Annotated in this window: 7 protein-coding genes; all 7 read left to right on the forward strand. The window is 62.3% G+C overall.

Annotated elements, in window-relative coordinates:
* The first annotated feature begins 4,484 nt into the window (after window positions 1-4,484).
* The 7 genes from SPHINGO391_RS25115 to SPHINGO391_RS05910 all read left to right on the forward strand — a co-directional run bounded on the left by SPHINGO391_RS25115 (window position 4,485) and on the right by SPHINGO391_RS05910 (window position 24,140).
* Entirely contained in the window at window positions 4,485-15,800 is an 11,316-nt protein-coding gene (locus SPHINGO391_RS25115; protein ID WP_210385766.1) for a type I secretion C-terminal target domain-containing protein, read from the forward strand.
* Window positions 15,801-15,962: 162 nt separating this feature from the next.
* A complete protein-coding gene (locus tag SPHINGO391_RS05885) occupies window positions 15,963-17,153 on the forward strand; it encodes an ABC transporter substrate-binding protein (RefSeq protein WP_152007951.1) in 1,191 nt (396 codons plus the stop codon).
* Between the two features lie 149 nt (window positions 17,154-17,302).
* Window positions 17,303-19,012 (forward strand): hypothetical protein, encoded by a 1,710-nt coding sequence (locus tag SPHINGO391_RS05890; RefSeq protein ID WP_152007952.1) that lies wholly within the window; start codon window positions 17,303-17,305, stop codon window positions 19,010-19,012.
* A 110-nt stretch (window positions 19,013-19,122) separates the two neighbouring features.
* On the forward strand, window positions 19,123-20,136 hold the full coding sequence (gene dgcN / locus SPHINGO391_RS05895) for an N-acetyltransferase DgcN (protein WP_152007953.1): 1,014 nt from the start codon (window positions 19,123-19,125) through the stop codon (window positions 20,134-20,136).
* Between the two features lie 238 nt (window positions 20,137-20,374).
* A complete protein-coding gene (locus SPHINGO391_RS05900) occupies window positions 20,375-22,360 on the forward strand; it encodes an AMP-binding protein (RefSeq protein WP_152007954.1) in 1,986 nt (661 codons plus the stop codon).
* Window positions 22,357-23,181, forward strand: coding sequence for an ABC transporter ATP-binding protein (locus SPHINGO391_RS05905; RefSeq protein ID WP_152007955.1), 825 nt, complete (start codon window positions 22,357-22,359; stop codon window positions 23,179-23,181). The genes SPHINGO391_RS05900 and SPHINGO391_RS05905 overlap by 4 nt, the downstream gene beginning before the upstream one ends.
* Window positions 23,181-24,140, forward strand: a complete 960-nt coding sequence (locus SPHINGO391_RS05910) for a branched-chain amino acid ABC transporter permease (protein ID WP_152007956.1) — start codon at window positions 23,181-23,183, stop codon at window positions 24,138-24,140. Before SPHINGO391_RS05905 ends, SPHINGO391_RS05910 begins: the two co-directional genes overlap by 1 nt.
* Window position 24,141 lies beyond the last annotated feature (1 nt).

Below are 24,141 nucleotides of genomic sequence, written 5' to 3' on the forward strand. Positions count from 1 at the left end.
CGGTCACCGTAACCATCACGATCACCGGCACCAATGATGCGCCGGTGATCACCGATGGTCCGGTCGCCGTCACCTATGCGGAAGCCGTCGATGTGGCCGGCGCCACCGGTCAGGGCGTGCTGACCGGCGGTTCGCTGAACGGATCGCTCGCCTTCAACGATGTCGATGTCACCGACACGCAGACGTTCCGCGTCGTCTCGGCCACCCAGACAAGCGGTGAAATCGGCGGTTACACCAAGCCTGCCTTCGAGGCAGCAGCACTCGCGCTGATGAGCGTTGCAGGGTCGGTGTCCTCGACAGGTGCTACCACCGGTGGCAGCATCAACTGGGCATTCACCGCAAGCGACGATTTCTTCGACTATCTGAAGACGGGAGAAACCGTCGAGATCGAGTATGTGGTCGAGGTATCCGACGGCAAGGGCGGTACGGCGACACAGACGATCACGGTCACCGTCAACGGCGCCAATGACGTGCTGTTCACCGACAATGGCGAGACGGTCGATCTGAGCAATGCCGGGGGGCTTACCGCCGCAGACGCGCAGGACGGCAACTATCTCGACGCCATGGATGGCGATGATATCGTGACGCTGCCGGATGCCGGCGATGTTCTGGCGGGCGAATATGGCCCGGGCAAGGTGTTCAATGCCGGCAACGGCAGCGACGTCGTCAACGGCGGCGACATGGACGACACCATCAATGGCGGCGGCGGCTCGGACCAGATCTTCGGCAATGGCGGCAATGACGATTTGCGCGGCGGCAACAATGCCGACGAACTGCACGGCGGCACCGGCAACGACATGCTTTCGGGCGGCTCGGGCGCGGACCGGCTGTATGGCGACCAGGACAACGACACGCTGACCGGCGGCAATGGCGACGACCTGCTCGACGGCGGCACCGGCACCGATACCGCGGTCTACACCCAGACCGTGATGCCGGGCATGGTGGCCTTTGTCGCCGATGCCGACCCGGCGACGGGCGGCGACCAGACCGGCTGGACGGTTGCGACCGGCGGCACGGAGGGTTCTGACGGCCTGATCGAGATCGAGATCATCCAGCATGCGGGCGGCAATATCCTGCTCGTCGGCAACGGTGGCTTCGACAGCCTGCAGGCGGCCGTGAACGCGGCGACTGCCGGCGACACGATCATGATCGCGGCCGGCACCTTTGCCGGTGACACGACCATCGACAAGGCGGTAACGATCCTCGGTGCGAACTGGGGCACGGCCGGCAACGGCGCACGAGGGGCGGAATCCGTCCTTGAGGGCGAGATCACCGTGACGGCGGCGACCGGTACGGTTGTCATCAACGGCGTGGAGATTTCCAACACCAGCGGCCCGGGTGCGCAGTTTGATGGCGTGACCGTAGATGGCGGCGCGAATGTAACCGTTGAAAACAGCGTGTTCGACGCAACCAGCACGGGCGGCGCCAATGGCGACCGCGGCATCTACCTGACGGTGAACGCAACCGGAGAGGTCAGCATCACGCAGAATGCCTTCGGTGGTGCGGCCAACGGCCACTACAACACCAACTGGAATCCGGCGATCCAGTCGGACGGTGCGGGCGTTGACCTGGCCATCGACAACAACAGCTTCGGTCCTTCGCTTGGTTCGGCGATCAGGCTCGCCACCTACGATGAAGCGACAGGTTCGATCTCGGGCAACACCTTCACCAAGATCGCCTACGGCCTGCAGATCGATGCGATCACTGGCGGACCGGTAATTGCCAGCATCAGCGGGAACGAATTCAACAATGTCATCGGCGACATCAATTTCGGAAACGTCACTTCCGACATCACCATTGATCTGAGCAGCCTGGAGACCAACAATTTTTCCAGCTCCGGCGCCATGAACATCACCACCGGCAGCGGCAATGACGACGTGACCGGCACCAGCGGTGTCGACACCATCAATGGCGGTGCGGGAAGCGACGCGCTTACCGGCAATGGCGGCGCAGACACGCTGATCGGCGGCACCGACAACGACACTCTCAAGGGAGACGGTGGCAACGACACGCTCTACGGCAACGCGACCAACCTCGGCGTCTCCTCGAACGTTCTGGCGCAGGTGGGTGAAAATGACGTAGCCGTCTTCGATGGCGTGGCAACGGACTACAATGTCACGCGCGCACTCGATGGCAGCTGGCGGGTTGAAGACATCGGCGCAGGCGAGACCGATTCCCTCTACGGCATCGAAGGCATCGACTTCGGCAATGACGGTGTCGATCTCGACCTGCTGGCCAATGTCTTCGTGTTCGATGGAGCGGGCAACCTTGTCGGGACCTTTGCAACCATCGCTGCCGGCATCGCCGCTGCTGATGCCGGTTACACGGTGGAAGTGCATGAAGGCATCTATGCCGAGAACCTGACGGTATCCGAAGGGATCACCCTCAAGGGGGTCGGCAATGTCACGGTTAACGGCGCAGGCAGCATTGCCCTGACGGTGAATGGCGGCGGCGCAGGCCAGATGCTGAGCATCGACAACATCGACTTCACCGGTGCGGGCAACCAGGTCATTCTGGTCAATTCGTCCGCGGTCTATGACAGCATCAGCCTTGAAAACGGTACCGTGACCGGCGGCAAGTACAACGGTCTGCATGTCAGCAACGCCACCGGCGTGGCGGCAATCAGCCTCGATACCGTCGTCTTCACGGGCAACGCGACAACCGAATCGGGCGGCGCGGGCGAAGGTCCGGTCTCGTTCTACCAGTACAATGGCAACATCACGCTGACCGGTGTCACGGTGGAAAACCCTGGGGCTGCAGCCGAAAACGGCATCCAGTTCCGCGGCGTCAATGCGCCGTTCCAGCCGATGGGCACGGTTACGCTCGACGGCGTGAGCGTCACCGGTACCTATTCCAAGGTCGGCGTGGCGATTTACAATTTTGCCAATGCCAATGGTCTCAACATCATCGGCACCGGGCTGACGATCAATGTCACGGCTGACTGGTTTGGCCTGTCCATTGACGGCATTGACGGGGATCTGGACCTTTCCAGCCTGCCATTGAGCGTGACCAACGCGATCGGAACCGGTCCGCAGGACATTGGCATGCAGGGACTTGGCGGCAACAACGTGTTTGTTGGTGACGACAGCGACGACCTGCTGATCGGCGGCGCGGGCACCGATACGCTGCGCGGCGGTGCCGGCAACGACTACCTGGTCGATGGCGGCGGAACCACGTTCGACGGCGGCGCCGGTGTCGACACGGTTGACCTGTCGGCTCTGACCGGCAAGGTTACCGTTGATCTGACCAGCGGCGCGGGCGGTTACGCGGCGCACGGGGCGACCTTCACCGAAATCGAGAACATTATCCTCAATGCGGCCGATGTGAGCGGCGGCGCTGCCAGCATCGTCAACGGCAGCAGCCTGGACAACGTGATCGTCGGATCGGGTCGTGACGACATCCTGTCGGGCCGTGAAGGCAACGACACGATCTCTGGCAATGACGGCAATGATATCATCGACGGCGGCGCAGGAGCGGATGTGCTTTCCGGCGGCGCGGGTATCGACACGCTGCGGCTGTCGGTCGGCGGCAATGCCTCGGTGATCCACACCGTCAACCTGACCACCAACACGGTCTCGGGTGGCGAACTGACCGGTGACACGATCTCGGGCTTCGAGAACGTGACAGCGGCGCACAATTCCACCGCCGACTTTACCGGCGACGGCAATGCCAACGTTCTCATCGGCAGCAACAATGACGATATTCTGCGCGGCATGGGCGGCGACGACACGCTGATCGGCGACACGGGCTACAATGGCGGCAGCAATGCCGACATCCTGATCGGCGGCTCCGGCAACGACGCACTGAAGGGCGGCGGCGGCAGCGATACGCTGTACGGTAACGAGACCGACCTCGGCGTTGCTTCGAACGTGCTGGCTCAGTCCGGCGAGAGCGACACGGCGCTCTATGACGGTGTTGCCGGTGACTACAACGTCACCCGCGAGACCGATGGCAGCTGGCGGGTCGAAGACATCGCACACGGCAAGGTCGATGCGCTCTATGGCATCGAGGGTATCGATTTCGGCAGCAATGGTGTTGATCTCGACCTGACCGCCGATGTCATGGTGTTCGACGGATCCGGAAACCTGATCGGCACCTATGCCACGATCCAGGCTGCAATCGATGCGGGCTCGACGCTCGACGGTTACACGGTGGAGATCCACGCCGGCACCTACGCCGAGAATCTGTCCGTCACCAAGGCGCTGTCCTTTGTCGGCATCGGGGCGGTCACGATTGACCCGGCCTCGGGCACGGCGGTGACGCTGACCGGCGATCTGGCTGGCGGAAACGTGTCGATCGATAACATCGATCTGATCGGCGGCACCAACGGCATCTTTGTCGAGACCTCGGCCAATGCCGGCAAGCTGACGATCGTGAACAGCGAGATCAGCGGCAATTCGCAGCACGGAATCTATCTCGTGGGCGATGATCCGGACAATGACGGCGATGCGCCGATCGTTGCCGGCATCANCTCGGGCACGGCGGTGACGCTGACCGGCGATCTGGCTGGCGGAAACGTGTCGATCGATAACATCGATCTGATCGGCGGCACCAACGGCATCTTTGTCGAGACCTCGGCCAATGCCGGCAAGCTGACGATCGTGAACAGCGAGATCAGCGGCAATTCGCAGCACGGAATCTATCTCGTGGGCGATGATCCGGACAATGACGGCGATGCGCCGATCGTTGCCGGCATCACTTCGCTGGAAGTTGTCGACACGGATTTCTCCAACAACGGCTTCCAGAACAACTTCCAGGGCGCGGCCCACGTCAAGCTGTTTGGCTACGAGGGCAATGCCCTGTTCCAGGGCGTGACGTTCGAGGGAGCAACGCCTGCCACGGCCCAGAACGACCGGCCCGACAATGCCGTCGAAATCACCGGTTACGTGAACAATGGCAGTGGCAACCCCGCGACGCCGTTCACCGCGCCGAACATCGGCACCGTCGTGTTCGATGACGTGACGGTTACCGGGGCCTATCACAAGAACCCGATTGCGATCTTCAACTTCAGCGAGATCGACGGTCTTTCCGTCCCCGACCTGGACCTGTCGGGCGCTGTCAGCAACTGGGGCCCGCTGTTCAACATCGATGGCGTCACAGACCTGCAGATCAACGTGTCGGGCTTCACCATCACGCTGCCTGCCGGTTCGGATATCCACACGGAAATCCAGGGCGACAAGTCCGGCCAGCCGGCGGTCGACCAGACCATCACCGGTACCTCCGGCAATGACCGGATCATGGGCAAGGGCGGCAACGACACGCTGCGCGGCGGCGAAGGCGACGACCAGCTTTATGGCGCGGACAAGCCAACCGGCAGCGCTGCAGGCGAGATCGGCGACGACACGCTTGAAGGCGGCGCCGGCAACGATGCGCTGATCGGCGGCGGCGGTACAGATACCGCCATCTACAATGGCGAGCTGACGGTCGGGAACTTCACCACCATCACGGATGCCGATCCCAACAGTGCCGGCATCCCGGGCTGGGAGATCAATGCCAACGGCTTCGGTGAAGGCACCGACACGCTGACCGGCGTGCAGATTGTCGAGGGCACGGATCCGGTGGGGGCTGCAACGGGCCGCTTCCTGCTGGTTGGCAATGGCGGTTTCGCCTCCATCCAGGACGCAGTCGATGCGGCCGTGGATGGCGACACCATCCTGATCGCGGAAGGCACCTACGCCGAGAATCTGTCCGTCACCAAGGCGCTGTCCTTTGTCGGCATCGGGGCGGTCACGATTGACCCGGCTTCGGGCACGGCGGTGACGCTGACCGGCGATCTGGCTGGCGGAAACGTGTCGATCGATAACATCGATCTGATCGGCGGCACCAACGGCATCTTTGTCGAGACCTCGGCCAATGCCGGCAAGCTGACGATCGTGAACAGCGAGATCAGCGGCAATTCGCAGCACGGAATCTATCTCGTGGGCGATGATCCGGACAATGACGGCGATGCGCCGATCGTTGCCGGCATCACTTCGCTGGAAGTTGTCGACACGGATTTCTCCAACAACGGCTTCCAGAACAACTTCCAGGGCGCGGCCCACGTCAAGCTGTTTGGCTACGAGGGCAATGCCCTGTTCCAGGGCGTGACGTTCGAGGGAGCAACGCCTGCCACGGCCCAGAACGACCGGCCCGACAATGCCGTCGAAATCACCGGTTACGTGAACAATGGCAGTGGCAACCCCGCGACGCCGTTCACCGCGCCGAACATCGGCACCGTCGTGTTCGATGACGTGACGGTTACCGGGGCCTATCACAAGAACCCGATTGCGATCTTCAACTTCAGCGAGATCGACGGTCTTTCCGTCCCCGACCTGGACCTGTCGGGCGCTGTCAGCAACTGGGGCCCGCTGTTCAACATCGATGGCGTCACAGACCTGCAGATCAACGTGTCGGGCTTCACCATCACGCTGCCTGCCGGTTCGGATATCCACACGGAAATCCAGGGCGACAAGTCCGGCCAGCCGGCGGTCGACCAGACCATCACCGGTACCTCCGGCAATGACCGGATCATGGGCAAGGGCGGCAACGACACGCTGCGCGGCGGCGAAGGCGACGACCAGCTTTATGGCGCGGACAAGCCAACCGGCAGCGCTGCAGGCGAGATCGGCGACGACACGCTTGAAGGCGGCGCCGGCAACGATGCGCTGATCGGCGGCGGCGGTACAGATACCGCCATCTACAATGGCGAGCTGACGGTCGGGAACTTCACCACCATCACGGATGCCGATCCCAACAGTGCCGGCATCCCGGGCTGGGAGATCAATGCCAACGGCTTCGGTGAAGGCACCGACACGCTGACCGGCGTGCAGATTGTCGAGGGCACGGATCCGGTGGGGGCTGCAACGGGCCGCTTCCTGCTGGTTGGCAATGGCGGTTTCGCCTCCATCCAGGACGCAGTCGATGCGGCCGTGGATGGCGACACCATCCTGATCGCGGAAGGCACCTATGCCGAAAATGTGGTCGTCGATGAGGCAATCACGCTGATCGGAATGGGCGGCGCGGCAAACGTCATCATCGATCCGGCGAGCGGCACGGGTCTCACCGTGTCCGGCAATATCGGCGCAGGTACCGTGACGATCGACGGAATCGGCTTCCAGGGCGGCACCAACGGCGTGTCGGCCAGCGGCGCGGTAACGCTTGGCCATCTCGAAATCCTGAATTCCTCGTTCAGCGGCAATTCACAGCACGGCGTGTTCGTGAACGGCAAATCGGATGGCATCGGAAAGGTCACGGTTTCGGGATCGAGCTTCGCCGACAATGGCGACGGCAGCAGCAATGGCGATGGCGACATCGTGCTGTTCGAGTATCGCGGCGACGCCACGATCCAGAACGTCACCATCAACAATGCAACCGGCACTGCCGACACGGCGATCCAGATCGCCGGGTTCGAACAGGCCGATTACGATGTGAACGACCCGATCGGCACCGTGGTCATCGACACGGTCGAAGTGAACGGCGCATTTGCCAAGGTCGGTGTCTACATCCAGGGCTACACCAACCTCAACGGCCTCTCGCTGAGCGGCGTGACCGGAACCGTGGCCGCAGGGTGGGGCTATGCCACCTATATCAACCCGACGATCGACAACCCCGCCGGCACTCCGGCTGACGTTGCCGGCTATCCGGGGGCTTTCAACACCACCGGCGCCGATGGTACGGTCAACCTCTCGGGCGTCACACTGGTCAACACGACGGCGGTCAATGTTTCCAACCCGACCCATCCGCTGTTTGCCTATAATGGCGTGGTGCTGAGCGCCATCGTCAACGGAACACCGGTTGCCGAGACAATCACCGGTACGGAGGGCAATGACCTGCTGGCCGGCGGCGGCGGCAACGACATCGTCAATGGCGGCGAAGGCGACGACATCCTGATCGGCGGCGCGGGCAATGATGAGCTGCATGGTGGTTCGGAAACAGACACGGCCGTGTTTACCGGTTCGGTGGAAGACTACAGCTTCGAGAGATATCCGACATTCACGCTTGTCATTGACACCCGCCCGAATGGCGATGGTCAGACCAAGGTGTTCACGGATGTCGAGAAGCTTTCGTTTGCCGAGGGCACCTTCACACTGGTTCGCGGTTCAAACGCGGTCAACACCCTGGTCGGCAACAACGGCGAACGCTCGATACTCATCGGTTTCCAGAATTCGGATACGCTCACTGGCGGCGATCAGGATGACGTTCTGATTGGCGACGACAGCGTCAGCTCGACCTGGAATGCCGGTAACGACACGCTTGATGGCGGTGCGGGCAATGACCTGCTGCTCGGAAGTGGCGGCGACGATACCCTCATCGGCGGAACCGGCAACGACACGCTGAAGGGCGCTGCGGGTGACGATACCTTCACCTGGTCGACCGGCGACGGCAACGACATCGTAGACGGTGGTTCTCACACCGTCGCTGACACGCTCGATATTACCAACACGGGTGGCGCAACCGCCTTTGCGGTCAATGTCGCGGCTGTCGGACCCAATATCGTTCCGGTCACGGGCACTGACGCGACCGATATCCTGATCTCCGCCGGAACGGAGACGATCCGTGCCGACGAGATCGAGGACATCGTCTTCAATCTCGGCGGCGCTGGCGACAGCGTCACCATCACCGGCGATTTCTCGACCACGGCGCTCGACACGACGACGATCACCGTCAATGGCGGAACCGGCAATGACGCAGTCAACGCCTCGGGTATCACCAGCAATCATCGGGTCGTCTTCAACGGCAATGATGGGGACGACACATTCACGTCCGGTGCGGGCAGTGACGCCTTCGACGGCGGCGACGGCATCGACACCTACATCGCGACCGGAGCATTCTCCGACTACAGCATTGCCGTTGCATCCAACGGAACGGTGACCATTACACATACCGTGAGCGGTGCGGTCGATACCGCCGAGGCCAATGTCGAGCTCCTGAACATCGGCGGGACCTTGATCGACTTGACGATGCCGGTTCACGTCTATGATGCCAGCGACTCGCTGGTGGGCACCTTTGCAACGCTGCAGCTTGCGCATGACGATGCAGGCACGGTGCCTGGGTTCCGCATCAACCTGTTCGGAACCGTCACCGGCCAGTCGCTGACGATCTCCAAGGACAATCTGAAGATCGAGGGCGGTACCGACGACACCGGCAATGTCTTCACGCTTGGCGGCGGCGTTACCACGCTGACGTTGCTCGGCGATGCACCGTTCGAGGTGATCGGCAACAACGCTGTCAATGTGATCACCGGCAATGATGGCGCAAACGTCATTCGCGGCAATGGCGGCAACGATACGCTCGATGGTGGAGAAGGCTCGGATACCTACCAGGTGTCCGGTACCGGTCACGGGTATGACATCTATGACGACAATGGTTCGGCGAGCGACACGGACACGATCGTGGCGCTGTCCGACAACACCCGCATCGGGATTTCCGGTCACTTCGGTTCCGACAACGGCATCGAAGCGATCACCGGCGACAACAACAATGGCGTCTATATCTCGGGTGACAATAGCGACAATACGCTCGACTTCTCTGGCGTGAGCCTGACCGACATAGCCTTCATTGACGGCGGCAACGGTGCAGACACCATCACCGGTACCGGGGTGGAAGACACGATCCGTGGCGGTAGCGGCAACGACATCCTCCGGGGTGGCGCAGACGATGACACCTACCAGGTTTCCGGCGGTGGTCATGGCTATGACACCTATGAGGACAGCGCCGGCGGCGACGACAGGATCGTGGCTCTTTCGGACAACACCCGGATCGGTCTTGCCGGCGAGTTTATCGGCTCAGTTGCGGGCATCGAGACGATCACCGCCAATGGCAACAACGGCGTTACCATTCGCGGCGACAATACCGGCAGCACGCTTGATTTCTCGGGCATGACGCTGACCGACATCGACTATATCGATGGCCAGAACGGCGACGATACCATCATCGGCACATCCGGTGATGATACGATCCGCGGCAGCGCGGGCAACGACATCCTCCGGGGTGGCGCAGGCGATGACACCTACCAGGTTTCCGGCGGTGGTCATGGCTATGACACCTATGAGGACAGCGCCGGCGGCAGCGATACGATCGTGGCTCTGTCTGACAATACGCGGATCGGCCTTGCCGGTGAGTTTATTGGCTCAGTTGCGGGCATCGAGACGATCACCGCCAATGGCAACAACGGCGTTACCATTCGTGGCGACAACAGCGGCAGCACGCTTGATTTCTCGGGCATGACGCTGACCGGCATCGACTATATCGATGGCCAGAATGGTGACGACACCATCATCGGGTCCTCCGCTGCGGACGTGATCCGCGGCAGCGCGGGCAATGACACGATGGATGGCGGTGACGGCTCCGATACCTATCAGGTTTCGGGTTCCGGTCACGGCTACGACATCTTCGACGACAATGGTTCGGGCAGCGACACCGACACGATCGTGGCGCTGTCGGACAACACCCGGATCGGGATCTCCGGCGACTTCGGTTCCGACAATGGCATCGAAGCCATCAGCGGCAATGGCAATTCGGGTGTCTCCATCCGTGGCGACAACAGCGGCAACGTGCTTGACTTCTCCGCCGTGACGCTGACGGACATCGCCTATATTGACGGCCAGGGCGGCGATGACACCATCACCGGCACGTCCGCTGGCGAAGAGATCCGCGGCGGCTCGGGCAACGACACCATCAATGGCGGTGACGGCGACGATGTGATCCGCGGCGATGCCGGCAACGACATCCTCGATGGCGGCGAAGGCTCGGACACCTACCACTTCGGCTCAAATGACGGCATCGACACGATCACCGACACGGGTTCGGCTTCCGACACCGACACGATCCTGGCGACCAACACCAACACGCGGATCAATGTCTCCGGCGACTTCTCGCAGGGGCTGACCGGTATCGAGGTGATTGATGCCAATGGCGGCGCCAATGTCCGCGTGCTGGGCACCAATGCCGTCAACGATCTCGACTTCCGCGACGTGCAGCTGATCAACGGTGTCATCGTCGATGCTTCCGGCGGCAACGATGTGGTGACCACATCGCAGACGACGAGCGACCATGTGGTCTACCGTGGCGGCAATGGCACCGACACGCTCAGGATCGCGCTGACGCTGGCCCAGGCTGCCGACAGCAGCCTGATCACCCAGATCGATGCCCTGGTGGCGGGTTCGGGCGTCAACGGCACGGTGAATGCCGCAGGCCTCGACTTCTCGGCAGAAGGCTTCGAGACGATCATCAAGGGCGTCACCATCGGTGACAGCTTCCTGCCGTTCGACAAGGTGCTGGTCGGGACCTCGGGTAACAACCTCCTGGATGTTGCAACCGCGGCCGGTGGCGCGACCACAGACGCCTATCTGGTGCTTGCGCGCGGTGGCAACGACACGGTCAACGGCAGCGATGGCAATGACATCATCGTTGGCGAGAGCGGGACGGACACCCTGAATGGCGGTGGCGGCAACGACACCTTCCTGATCGGTCCGGATGGCGGCGTCGACACTTTCAATGGCGGTGACGGCACGGACCGGATCCTTGCAGCAGAGGACAATGTAGCGATCGGCATCGATATCAATTTCGCGGCCGGTGCGGTCGAGGAAATCGGTGCAAACGGTTTCGACAATGTCACGATCCGTGGCGACAATTCGAACAACAATCTGGACTTCAGCCAGACCATGCTGAGCGGCATCGTGCGGATTGACGGCGAGAGCGGCTCTGACACGATCACCGGGTCTTCCGGCAATGACGTGATCCGCGGCGGCACCGGCTCCGACACGCTGAATGGCGGCGACGGCGATGACGACTTCCTGGTCGATCTGGGCGATGGCGTCGACACCTTCGATGGTGGCGACGGCACGGACCGGATCCTGGCGACGGAAGACGATGTTGCAATCGGCATCGATATTCACTTCGCGGCCGGTGCGGTCGAGGAGATCAGTTCGGGCGGCTTCGACAATGTCACGATCCGCGGCGACAATTCGAACAACAATCTGGACTTCAGCCAGACCATGCTGAGCGGCATCGTGCGGATTGACGGCGAGAGCGGCTCTGACACGATCACCGGGTCTTCCGGCAATGACGTGATCCGCGGCGGTACCGGCAGCGACACGCTGATCGGCGGGGCAGGCGATGACACGTTCCTGTGGTCAACCGGCGACGGCACTGACCGCGTTGACGGCGGCAATGCCGGTCCAGTTTCCGGCCCCGATTCCGACACGGATACGGTGGTTCTCACCAACACGGGGGCTTCGGCGACCTTCACGGTCGGCGCGGTTGCTGGCGGTTCGGAAATCACGCCGCAGGCGCCGGGCGTGGACAACACGGACATCGAGGTGTCTGTGAGCAGCGGCGGCTCCGTGCGCATGGACGAGATCGAGGACATCGTCCTCAATCTCGGCTCGGGCGGCGACACGGTGAACGTGACCACCCCGCTTGGCGGCACGGCGCTGAATGTGAACACCATTACCGTGAACGGCGGTGTCGGCAACGACACTGTCGATGCCTCGGGCATCACCAGCGGCCACCGCGTCGTCTTCAACGGCGGCGACGGCAACGACACGTTCACCTCGGGTGGCGGCGATGACGAGTTCTCCGGCGGTGCGGGCGATGATGTCTTTGTCACCGGTGACGGCAACGACAGCTTTGATGGCGGTGCTGGCAATGACCGGGTCGTGCTTTCGGGCAATCAGGCCGAGTACACACGCGTCGTGAACGGAGACGGAACCGTCACCATCACCCACACAGCTACCGGAGCCGTGACGACCATCACCACCAGCGTCGAGACTGTTCGTTTCGCAGATGGCGATGTGCCCATCGACCCGGTTCAGGTGGTCAACGGCACGTCAGGTGCAGTGACCAGCTATGCCACGATCGAGGCGGCGATTGCCGCGTCGACATCGGGTGACACGGTGCGGATCGCGGCCGGCGAATACACGCTGGCAGGACAGCTCAACATCTCCAAGTCGCTGACCATCATCGGCGCCGGCGAAGGAGAGGTGACGCTCAAGACCGCAACTGCGGGCTACGGCATTCACGTGACTGCCGACAATGTCCACATCAGCGACCTGACGCTGGATGCATCGGCGACGACGCATTACGGCTTCAAGGTTGACCCGGGAACCGGCATTCCAGCCGACACGCTGACCGGCTTCCAGCTGGAAAACGTGACGGTTCAGGGTGCGGGACGGTCCGAAATCGATCTGAACGGCGTTGACAACTCGAGCCTGACCAATGTGACGGCTGACGGCATGGGGACTGCCGGCGTCGGCATCGCCCTGTCGGACTCGACCGGTATCGTGCTCACCGATATCACGACCACCGGCAACAACTGGGGTTCGGTCGGTCTCTACTCGGCGGGCCGCAGCTACGATCCCGGCACCAACGACGTCACCTTCAATGGCAGCTACAGCCATGGTGAGCCGATCGGCATCTACGCGGACGAAGAGGGTGTCACCTCGGTCGAGAACATCGACTTCGGCGGCATCTTCCCGGGCGGTGTCTACGCGGTGCAGAACGAAGCGCATCGCGATGGTGGAGACAACCGCGGCGAAGACTTCACCTTCTTCTTCGGCTCCGAAGCGGATGCGGTTGCCTTTGCACTGAACCTGCAGCTCCTGGGTGGCGGGAACACCGCCTCGGTGATCACCGGTCCGCTTGGTCCGGACGATGTCGATGCGGAACTCGGCACCACCTTCATCGTGGCCGAAGGCATGTCGATCCAGGAAGCGATCGACAATGCATCGGACGGCGACACCATCATGCTGCGGGCAGGCACCTTTACCGAGGACCTGACGATCAGCAAGCTGGTGACGATCATTGGCGCCAATGGCGGCGTGGTTGGTACTGATGCAGCACGCGATCTGACTGGCGGCGCAGGTGAAAGCACCATCGAAGGTCGGATCATCGTTCTTCACGATGATGTCACCATCGACGGTGTCCGGGTGCTCAACGGCAATTCCGGCGGCGCTTTCGAAAATGCCGGCATCCACGTCCAGGCGGCAAACGTGACCATCGAGAACTCGGTGTTCTACCGAGACGGTGTGGTCGATGCCGACGTCTCCCGCGGTATTACCCATTCGGTGGGTTCGGGCGACGGTCTGACGGTGAGCGGCAATGCGTTTACCGGCTGGCACACCGGCACCTATGTCAATGGCGGAACCGATGTGACGGTCGAGAACAACCTTTACGAGGGCAATCTCGTGGGGATGTCGCTCGATGCCTATGCCGGTGCAACCGGCCTGGCGGTCAATGGCAACACCTTTACCGACCAGGTTCTCGAAGGCATGGGAATCGGATCCGTGGGCGGCGCCTCCTGGGCCGGCGACATTTCCGGCAATACCTTCAACGGCGCCGGGGTGTTCAACTACGACCCGGCCCTTGCCACCGACCTGGTTGAAGGCAACACCTTCAACGGGACGGCCGGCAACGACACGCTGAGCGACGACAGCACCGCATCGGGCCGTATCGGCGGCAACACGCTGGTTGGCGGTGATGGTGATGACGTCTATCTCGTTGACGGCAACGACACGGTTGTGGAAGCCGCTGGCGAGGGGACGGACGAGGTCCGGACCACCGACAGCTACATCCTGCCGGATCACGTCGAGACCCTGACGCTGCTTGACGGCGCCAGCAGCTTCGAGGATTTCGAAGGCTTCGATCTTGGCCCGATTGCCAATGGCGAGAATGGTTGGGCAGTGGCCGGTGGCCCGGGTCGCGATCAGAACATTGTCGACGATGGCGGCAACCAGGTGTTCCGGATGTCGAGCGATCCATCGATCACCGATTTCGCGGGGCCGTATTCCGCGGCTCTGCCGGCGACGGCGGGAGAACCGGGAACATCGGCAGACTTCAATGGTCATACGATCAAGTTCCGCTTCAAGCCGGTTGATCCGGCAGGCGACAATTCCCGCCTGGAAGTGGATTTTGGTCGGGCCAATGCCACGGACCGCAACAACTTCATGGTTCTTGAGGCGACAGCGGCAGGCATTCGGATTGCCGTCAATGAGCCACTCCTGGATGGCAACTGGACCAACAATGCTTTCGCTGCCTTCACCGGCAATGTGACGCTGGCGGACGGTGTCAGCCTGGGCAACTGGCACGACATCGAACTCCATCTGACCTATGCCGATGGCCCGGACAACGACGTGATTGAGGTTTACCTTGATGGCGCCCACATCGGGACAACGACGACTTTCGAGAACTATCGCGATACTGTCGGCGGGACCCATGAGGACAATGCGGAAGCCAATCAGACCAGCCGCATCTTCTTCCGTCCGAGCGCCGGTGGCGCACCGGTGGACGGACCCGGCGGCGAGAACAAGGGCTTCCTGTTCGACGACCTGCAGATGTCGGTTCACAACAGTGCCGACGGGACGGGCAATGATCTTGCCAACACCCTTACCGGCAATGGTGGTGACAACACATTGCTCGGACTGGGCGGCGACGATCTGCTGTTCGGCGGTGAAGGCGACGACATCCTCAATGGCGGTCTGGGCCTTGATACCCTGACCGGCGGGGACGGTGGCGACACCTTCGTCTTCGATGCCGATGCGCTCTCGGATGCGGTTAACAACGGTATCCAGGATCTCATCGCCGATTACGACATCCTCGAAGGCGATGTCGTGGATCTCTCGGCGCTGCTTGACGGCCAGGTCGTCAATGACACCAACGAGACCGACTATGTCAGAATGGACGGCAATGTCCTGACGGTCGATGTTAATGGGACAACGGGCGGTGAGAACTTCGTCGAGATCGCCCAGTTCTCTGCCGCTCCGGGTGCCGAAGCGCTCAAGATCCTCGTGGATGACGACACAGGCTCCACGGTGACCATCTGATCCGGCATGATCCGGCCCTGACCCGAACCGGATCAGGGCCGGATCAGGGCCGGGCTTACGCAGCGGGTTTCAAAATGCTACAGCGTCGCGTCATGATTGAGGTGGCGCTGTAGTGCCATGATACAGGTTGTTTCGGGTATGCGGATTGGTCGGGGTGGTGCAGTGACAAGCGTTTCGAGTAACGGTACGGCGAGCGCCGGGCGGAGCTGGCTGAAAAAGTCCGTGCGCTCGGTTTTCCTGGCGGCCTGTCTCGGCCTTGCAGGGTGCCAGGCGTCGAACCTTGGGGATGGGCTGTCGGCCTCCAATTCGGGTGTCGCGGCGCTGGGCAGCTCAACTTACGGCAACGGGCCGGTGCAGGTGACCATGCTGCTGCCTACGGATGGCGCGCTGCGCAAGAAAGCCGCCGATATCTCCGATGGTGCGAAGCTCGCGCTGGACGACCTTGGCGCGGGGCAGCTCAGGATTGACTTCCAGGCGTCTGCGTCCACTTCCGGACAGGCCGCGAGCAAGGTCCAGGCGGCGAGCGCGGCGGGGTCGAAGCTGATCATCGGGCCGGCGACGAACGCGGAAGTGTCGCGGATCATCTCCGGCACCAGCCTGCCGCGGCCGCCGATCCTGGCGCTGGTGCCGAACAATTCTGCCGGTGGCACGCATATCTGGCCGCTCTATGGCGATGCCATCGACAGCGCGCTCGAGGGCGTCGGTGTCGCGGTCGCGGCCAAGCAGAAGAACATCGTGGTGGTGCACGAGGCGGGGTTCCCGGCGGAAAACCTGCTGCGTTTGCGCGAGGGGATCAAGCTCAAGGGCGGCAACACCATCGGTTTCGTGCCCTATCCGGCGAGCGGCATCAATCTGCGCGCGGCCTTCGCCAAGGGGCAATTGGTGTTTGCCAAGGCCAACACGATCGTGCTGCTGGGCGGCGGCGATGCCATCGGCGAGGTGATCGACATTCTTGCTGCGGGCGAGTTCGGGCAGTCGATCGCCACCGCCATTGCCACGTCGCTCATTCCCGAAGAGATCTACAAGCGGCCCTCGGCGCAGGGGCTGATGGTGGCCGTTCCCTCGACCACCGATGTCAGCGTGATCGCCGAGCGGTTCAAGGCCAAGTATGGGCGTGCGCCGAGCTATGACGCGGCGATCGGTTATGATTCCATCGCCATCGCCGCGGGCCTGGTTCGGTCCGGAGGGCCCGATGCAATCACGGTCGAGAACCTGACCTCGAGCCAGGGGTTCCGCGCAGCCACGGGCCTGTTCCGGTTCCGGCCCGATGGCCGGATCGAGCGGCGGATGATCGTGCACCGGATCGAAAACGGCAGCCTGAAAATCATTCAGGAAGAGGGCGAGGGCTTCTAGGTTCTCTCCTCATGATCGCGGCCTCCGGCCGGGCCGTCAGGGCTCTTGCCTTTCCCGTGACAGGAGAACGGTTGCGGCACTCGCGCGATTGACCTTGCCGCTCGATTGCGCCGAGTATCGCGGCAGACAGAATCAGGGCGGGATGCGACATGAGCACGAATGTGATGGATGGTAGGGATGCCCGCGGCCACCGCGCGCTGATATGGCTCTACCCGGTCCTCATCGTCTTCGCGGTGGTGCTTCTCGTGCTGCAGACGCTGCCGCTGGTGCTGCCGATCGGACCGATGTACTGGGATGTTCTGGTCTATTACGACGCCATCGGCCGGATCGCCAACGGCCAGTGGCCGGCGATCGATTTCTTCGCACCGGTGGGGCCGGGCGAGTACTTCCTTGCAGCTTTTTCCGACTTCCTGTTCCCGCAAGCCAACCCTGTGCTGCTGACGCAGTGGATTTGGCTGCCGGTGACCGTGCCGGTCATGGCGCTGATTCTCTGGGACGTGGCGGGCCGCCACGGCGGCAGGGTCGCCTTCTGGCTGCTCGCGCCGTGGATGCTGTTTACGGCGCTGCCCTACAATGTGGTCGATTTCTATCCCTATCCGGGCACCGACGCCTTCGGGATCTACAACCGTCACGGCGCGCACCTGATCTACCTGGTGGCGGTAACGGTGCTGTTCGTGCGCGGACCGGTGCTGCAGACGGTGCTGCTGAGCGTGCTGCTGCTGGCGCTGGCGTTCTGCAAGATCACCGCGTTTCTCGCTGCCGGGCCGATCCTGCTGTTTGGCCTCGTGCTCGGGCGTATCCGGCTGTCGACAGCGGTCACCACGGCACTCGTCTGTGTGGGTGTGACCGGCATTGCGGAACTGACGACGGGACTGGTCGTGCCTTACGTTCAGGACATCATCGTGCTGGCCTCGCAGAACACCGATGCGCTGCTGCCGCGCTTCCTGACGGCGGCATCGCTGCACTTTAACGTGTTCGGCGCCGGCGGGGTGCTTGCGATCGTGCTGCTGATTGCCGCTCTTGCCGGACATGCGGCCGCCCGCGGCCGGGCCGATGGAAATCCGGTTGCACGGATGATCGATGCCGACTGGTTCTGGGTGGGGCTGCTTCTTTTGTGCGGCCTGTTCTACGAGACGCAGAATACGGGCAGCCAGGCCTTCCTGATGGTCTGGCCGGCACTGCTGGCAATCCTGCTCAGGCCGCGATCGGGGTACGGGCGCTTTGGCGCGGCTATCGTGGTGCTGGTCGGGCTGACCGTGCTGCCCAATGTCAGCACGGTGCTGCACAAGGCGGCGCGGGCACTGGCGGTGGCGCCGGGCTATGTCGCGCTTGATGCGCCCGATCTCGGCCCGCTGGGGCGGGTCTCGGCCAAGGATGTTTTCGTCACGCGGGCGGAGCGGATCCGGCAGGTCTATATCGACCAGCGCGAAACCTTCGAGGATATAGCGGAGAATGGTATCCTGCCGTCGTTCCTGTTGTTTTCCGACCCGGACTACCAGTACCTGCTGCTTCAGGAAATGCAGGGCGTGACCGAGGCGATCAAGTCCTATGAGCTGAGAAACCGGCGGCGGTTCGAAACCATCCTCAGTCTCGATTTCGCCAATCCGTTTCCCTATATCCTGAACCGGAAGGGGACCCGGTATGTCTCGATCGGCGCTGATCCGAACAGGGCCGTGCCGGAGCTTGACGGGCAGGCGCGCGACGCGGTGGCCGAGACCGATCTGGTGTTGCTGCCGACCTGTCCGACGCATCATGCTAGGAACGTGCTGCTGGAGCATTATGCGCCGGCTCTGGGCGGACACGAGCGGATCACGCTCACACCCTGCTACGACGCGTTCATCCTGCCGCGCACCCCTTGAGCAGCGTTGGCTGCGGGTAAACCTGCACAGACGGCAAATGGCATCTTGACGGCTCCGGCATGGCGCAGGACAGTGGGGCTTAAAGCCAGTCCCAACGTCCGGAGTATGTGATGGTCATCGATCCGCCCTATCTGATTTTTCTCGGCGACGTGCCGGATGCGCTTGCGGCGAAGACGGGACTGGGGATTGTCGACTGGCGGCCGGAATGGTGCATCGGCCAGTTGCGGCTCGACGGATGCCAGGCGGACGCAAACATTCCCGACCTTTCGATTGAAGAGGCCGTGGCACAAGGCGTGAAGACCATGGTGGTCGGCGCGGTCAATGCCGGCGGTGTGCTGCCGGCGCACTGGATTGCCTCGATCGTCGCGGCACTCGACGCCGGGCTCAACGTGGCGACCGGACTGCACACAAGGCTTGCCTCGATTGACGAGATCCGCGATGCCGCGGCGCGCAGCGGCGCCAAGCTGCACGACGTGCGGTTCTCGGACCAGCGGTTTGACACCGGCAAGGGAACCAAGCGTCCCGGCCTGCGCTGCCTGACGGTCGGCACGGATTGTTCGGTCGGCAAGAAATACACGGCGCTCGCGCTGGAACGCGAAATGCGTGCCCGCGGCATGAAGGCAGATTTCCGAGCGACCGGGCAGACCGGAGTGTTCATTTCGGGCCGTGGTGCGGCGATCGACGCGGTGGCCGCGGACTTCATTTCCGGAGCGGTGGAATGGATCGCGCCTGCCGCAGAGCCGGACCACTGGGATCTGGTCGAGGGACAGGGCTCGCTGTTTCATCCGAGCTTTGCCGGCGTGTCGCTCGGACTTCTGCACGGCGCGCAGGCAGATGCCTTCATTGTCTGCCATGAGCCGACGCGGACAATGATGCGCGGCGTCAAACACGGGCTGCCGAGCATCCGCGAAGTGATCGACATGACCATCGCTTGTGGAAAGCTGACCAACCCGTCGATTCGCTGCACCGGAATAGCGGTCAACACGCAGAAGCTCGGCGAGGAAGAGGCGAGGGCGCTGCTGGCTGGGCTTGAGAGCGAGTATGGAGTGCCAGCCACGGATCCGATCCGTTTTGGCGTTTCCGCTCTGGTCGACCAGCTGGAAATAATCAGGGCAAATGAGTGAGAAACACCAAAAGTAGGACTTGCAACGGCAGCAAAGGCGAATAAGGTAAACGAGCGTTCATTTAATTGATGATCGCTTTGCGGATCGGCTTCTGAGAGGACAGGGGCTGGTCCCGCAAATGAAAACACCGGCTGAAACCGGTGGGAATGTGGCCAGTGGGAACGGCCAGTTGCATGGGGTGAGAGCCATGCGCCCGGACATTGCGACAAGCCGTCCGGACAGGGAGGAGAGTGGAGGAATGGAAGCCACAGGCGTGACCGCCGGCGGCAAGCCGGTTACGTTTCCGCAGTACATGCTGTTGAACGCCAAGCGTTTTGCAGAGCGGCCTGCGATGCGAATAAAAGATTACGGGATCTGGCAAACCTGGTCCTGGGGCGAGCAGCGTGATGAGATCCGCGCATTTGCGCTGGGCCTGAAGGCGATGGGCCTGACCGAGGGCGAGCGCATCGCCATCGTCGGCTCGAACCGGCCGCGGCTTTACTGGGCATTCTGCGCAGCGCAATCGCTCAAGGCGATCCCGGTTCCCGTCTATGCGGACTCGGTGGCCGAAGAGATGGCCTATGTGCTCGATCATGCCGGTGTGCGGTTCGCCGTGGTCCAGGATCAGGAGCAGGTGGACAAGATCCAGTCGGTCGCATCCGACATCCCGGCGCTGACCGACATCATTTTCGATGAGCCGCGTGGATTGCGTGATTACGAGCGCACGCACCTGCATGATTTCGCCGATGTGCAGGAGAAGGGCCGGGCGGCGGCCTCCGCCAATCCGTCGGCCATATCCGACTGGGAGGCCGGAATCTGGGCGTCGGACGGCAGCGAAATTTCGGCAATCCTCTACACGTCCGGTACCACCGGCCGTTCGAAGGGTGTGATGCTGACGGCGGCAGCTTCGGTCAAGGCTGCGGAAGACACCGCGAAATTCGACAACATGACTGAACACGACGAGGTGCTGGCCTATCTGCCGCTGGCATGGGTCGGCGATCACTATCTCAACTACGCCCAGGGCTATGCTGTCGGGCTGTGCATGAGCTGCCCCGAGAGCCCCGAAACGGTTGCGCAGAACCTTCGCGAAATCGGGCCAACCTTCTATTTCGCGCCGCCGCGGGTGTTTGAAGGTCTGCTGACCAGTGTGATGATCCGGATGGAGGATGCCAGCCGGCTGAAGAAGTGGCTGTTCGACCATTATCTCGGTGTTGCCAAGAAATACGGCGAGAAAATCCTCGAAGGCCGGCCGGTACCGCTGTCGGGGCGGATATCCTACTGGATCGGCGACAAGCTGATCTATGGACCCCTGCGCAATGTGCTCGGCTTCACCCGGATCCGCACTGCCTATACGGCGGGCGAGGCGATCGGGCCGGACCTGTTTTCGTTCTTCCGCTCGCTGGGGATCAATCTCAAGCAGCTCTACGGGCAGACCGAGGCGTTCCTCTATGTCACCGCGCAAAAGGATGGCGAAGTCCGTCCGGACACGGTGGGGCCGGCTGCGCCCGACGTGGAGATCCGCATTGCCGAGAATGGCGAGGTCCAGTTCAAGTCTCCGGGCATGTTTGCCGGCTATTACGGCGACGAGGAAAAGACCAGGGAAACGCTGACGCCTGACGGCTGGGTGATGACCGGCGATGCGGGCATCTTCGATGCCCAGGGTCACCTGAAGATCATCGATCGGGCCAAGGATGTCGGCAAGCTGACGACCGGAGCGCTCTACGCGCCGAAATATATCGAGAACAAGCTCAAGTTCTTCCCCAATATCAAGGAGGCCGTGGCCTTCGGTGACGGGCGTGACTTTGTCGCCGTGTTCCTCAATATCGACCTGACGGCTGTCGGCAACTGGGCCGAGCGCAACAACATCTCCTACGGCTCCTACCAGGAACTGGCGGGCCTGCCGCAGGTCTACGAGATGATGACCGGCCATATCAACCAGGTGAACCGGGACCTCGCGGCCGAACCGATGATGGCCGGCGCGCAGATCAAGCGCTTTCTGGTGCTGCACAAGGAACTCGATGCCGATGACGGGGAGCTGACCCGGACCCAGAAGGTGCGGCGCAGCTTCCTGGCGGACCGCTATGGCCCGCTGATCGAGGCGCTTTATGACGGATCGGCGGAGAAATACATCGAAACCGAAATGACCTTCGAGGATGGCCGCAAGGGTGTGATCCGGGCCACCGTGAAGGTGGCGGATGCGGAAGTGCTGCCGGTGTCGAACACAATGCCGGAGGCAGCCGAATGAACGCGCGGATCCAACATGTCGAGCTGCATGCCGAGGATGACGGGCTGAACCCCGGCGACGTGATGCTCAAGGTGGACAATGTCTCGCTGTCATTCGGCGGCGTGAAGGCGATCTCGGACATCTCGTTTGATATTCTCAAGGGCGAGATCCGTGCCATCATCGGTCCGAACGGAGCCGGCAAGACCTCGATGCTCAACGTTATCAACGGCTTTTATCATCCGCAGGAAGGGGTGATCACATTTCGTGGCCAGGCCCGCTCGCGGATGCAGCCCTATGAGGCGGCGGCTTCCGGGATTGCCCGGACCTTCCAGAACGTGGCGCTGTTCAAGGGCATGTCGACGCTCGACAACATCATGTCGGGGCGGACGCTGAAGATGCACAAGAACTTCTTCTGGCAGGTGCTCAATGTCGGTCCGGCGCGCGACGAGGAGATCGAGCACCGGCTCAAGGTCGAGGAGATCATCGATTTCCTCGAGATCCAGCACATCCGCAAGACCCCGGTCGGCAAGCTGCCTTACGGGCTGCAAAAGCGGGTCGAACTTGGACGGGCGCTGGCAATGGAGCCGGACCTGTTGCTGCTCGACGAGCCGATGGCGGGCATGAACCTCGAGGAAAAGGAGGACATGAGCCGCTTCATCCTCGACGTGAACAGCCAGATGGGCACGACTATCGCGCTGATCGAGCACGACATGGGCGTGGTCATGGACATCTCCGACCGGGTGGTGGTGCTCGACTACGGGCGCAAGATCGGTGACGGGCCGCCCGACGAGGTCAAGAACAACCAGGATGTCATCGACGCCTATCTGGGAGTGTCGCACTGATGGACTTTCTCTACGCAATCTTCATCGACCCTTTTATCCAGATGGTCGAGCTTCCCGACTTCCTGCTGCAGGTGCTGTGGGAAGGGTTCGTGGCGGGCGTTCTCTATGCGCTGATCGCGCTGGGCTTCGTGCTGATCTTCAAGGCGTCCGGCGTGTTCAACTTCGCGCAGGGCATCATGGTGGTGTTTGCCGGGCTGACGCTGGTCGGCCTGCATGAGAAGGGCGTTCCCGCCTACCTGGCGCTGATCCTGACGATCGGGGTGATGGGGCTTCTGGCACTTGCGGTCGAGCGTTTCGTGATGCGGCCGCTGGTCAACCAGCCCGACATCATCCTGCTGATGTCGACCATCGGACTGACCTACTTCCTGATCGGCTTTGGCGAGTTCATCTTCGGCGGCGAACCCAAGCAGATGATCACCGAGGAGCTGGGGCTGCCGACCGGATCGACTGCGCTCGAAATCGGCGACGGCGGGCTTCTGATCCTGCAGCATATCGACATTGCCGCAGCCGTAATCGCGATCATCATGGTCGGATGCCTGGCGGTGTTCTTCAACAAGACCCGGATCGGACGAGCGCTGCGCGCGGTGGCCGATGATCACCAGGCAGCACTTTCGGTCGGCATCTCGCTCAACCAGATCTGGGCCATCGTGTGGTTTGCCGCGGGCATCGTGGCGCTGACGACGGGCATCATGTGGGGCGCGCGCTCGGATGTGTCGTTCGCGCTCGAAATCATCGCGCTCAAGGCGCTGCCGGTGCTGATCCTTGGCGGCTTCACCTCGATCCCGGGCGCAATCGTCGGTGGACTGATCATCGGCATCGGCGAGAAGATCGGCGAGATCTACTGGGGGCCGCTGATCGGAGGCGGTATCGAAAGCTGGCTTGCCTACATGATCGCGCTGATCTTCCTGCTGTTCCGGCCGCAGGGCCTGTTCGGCGAACGTATCATCGAAAGGGTGTAAG

The sequence above is a fragment of the Hoeflea sp. EC-HK425 genome (assembly GCF_902498795.1).
GTDB classification, from domain to species: Bacteria; Pseudomonadota; Alphaproteobacteria; order Rhizobiales; family Rhizobiaceae; genus Hoeflea; species Hoeflea alexandrii.

Excerpts from the sequence above, each read along its gene's own strand:
- SPHINGO391_RS05890 (WP_152007952.1), top strand. The coding sequence starts at position 17,303 with ATGAGCACGAATGTGATGGATGGTAGGGATGCCCGCGGCCACCGCGCG.
- dgcN (WP_152007953.1), top strand. The coding sequence starts at position 19,123 with ATGGTCATCGATCCGCCCTATCTGATTTTTCTCGGCGACGTGCCGGAT.
- SPHINGO391_RS05900 (WP_152007954.1), top strand. The coding sequence starts at position 20,375 with ATGGAAGCCACAGGCGTGACCGCCGGCGGCAAGCCGGTTACGTTTCCG.
- SPHINGO391_RS05905 (WP_152007955.1), top strand. The coding sequence starts at position 22,357 with ATGAACGCGCGGATCCAACATGTCGAGCTGCATGCCGAGGATGACGGG.
- SPHINGO391_RS05910 (WP_152007956.1), top strand. The coding sequence starts at position 23,181 with ATGGACTTTCTCTACGCAATCTTCATCGACCCTTTTATCCAGATGGTC.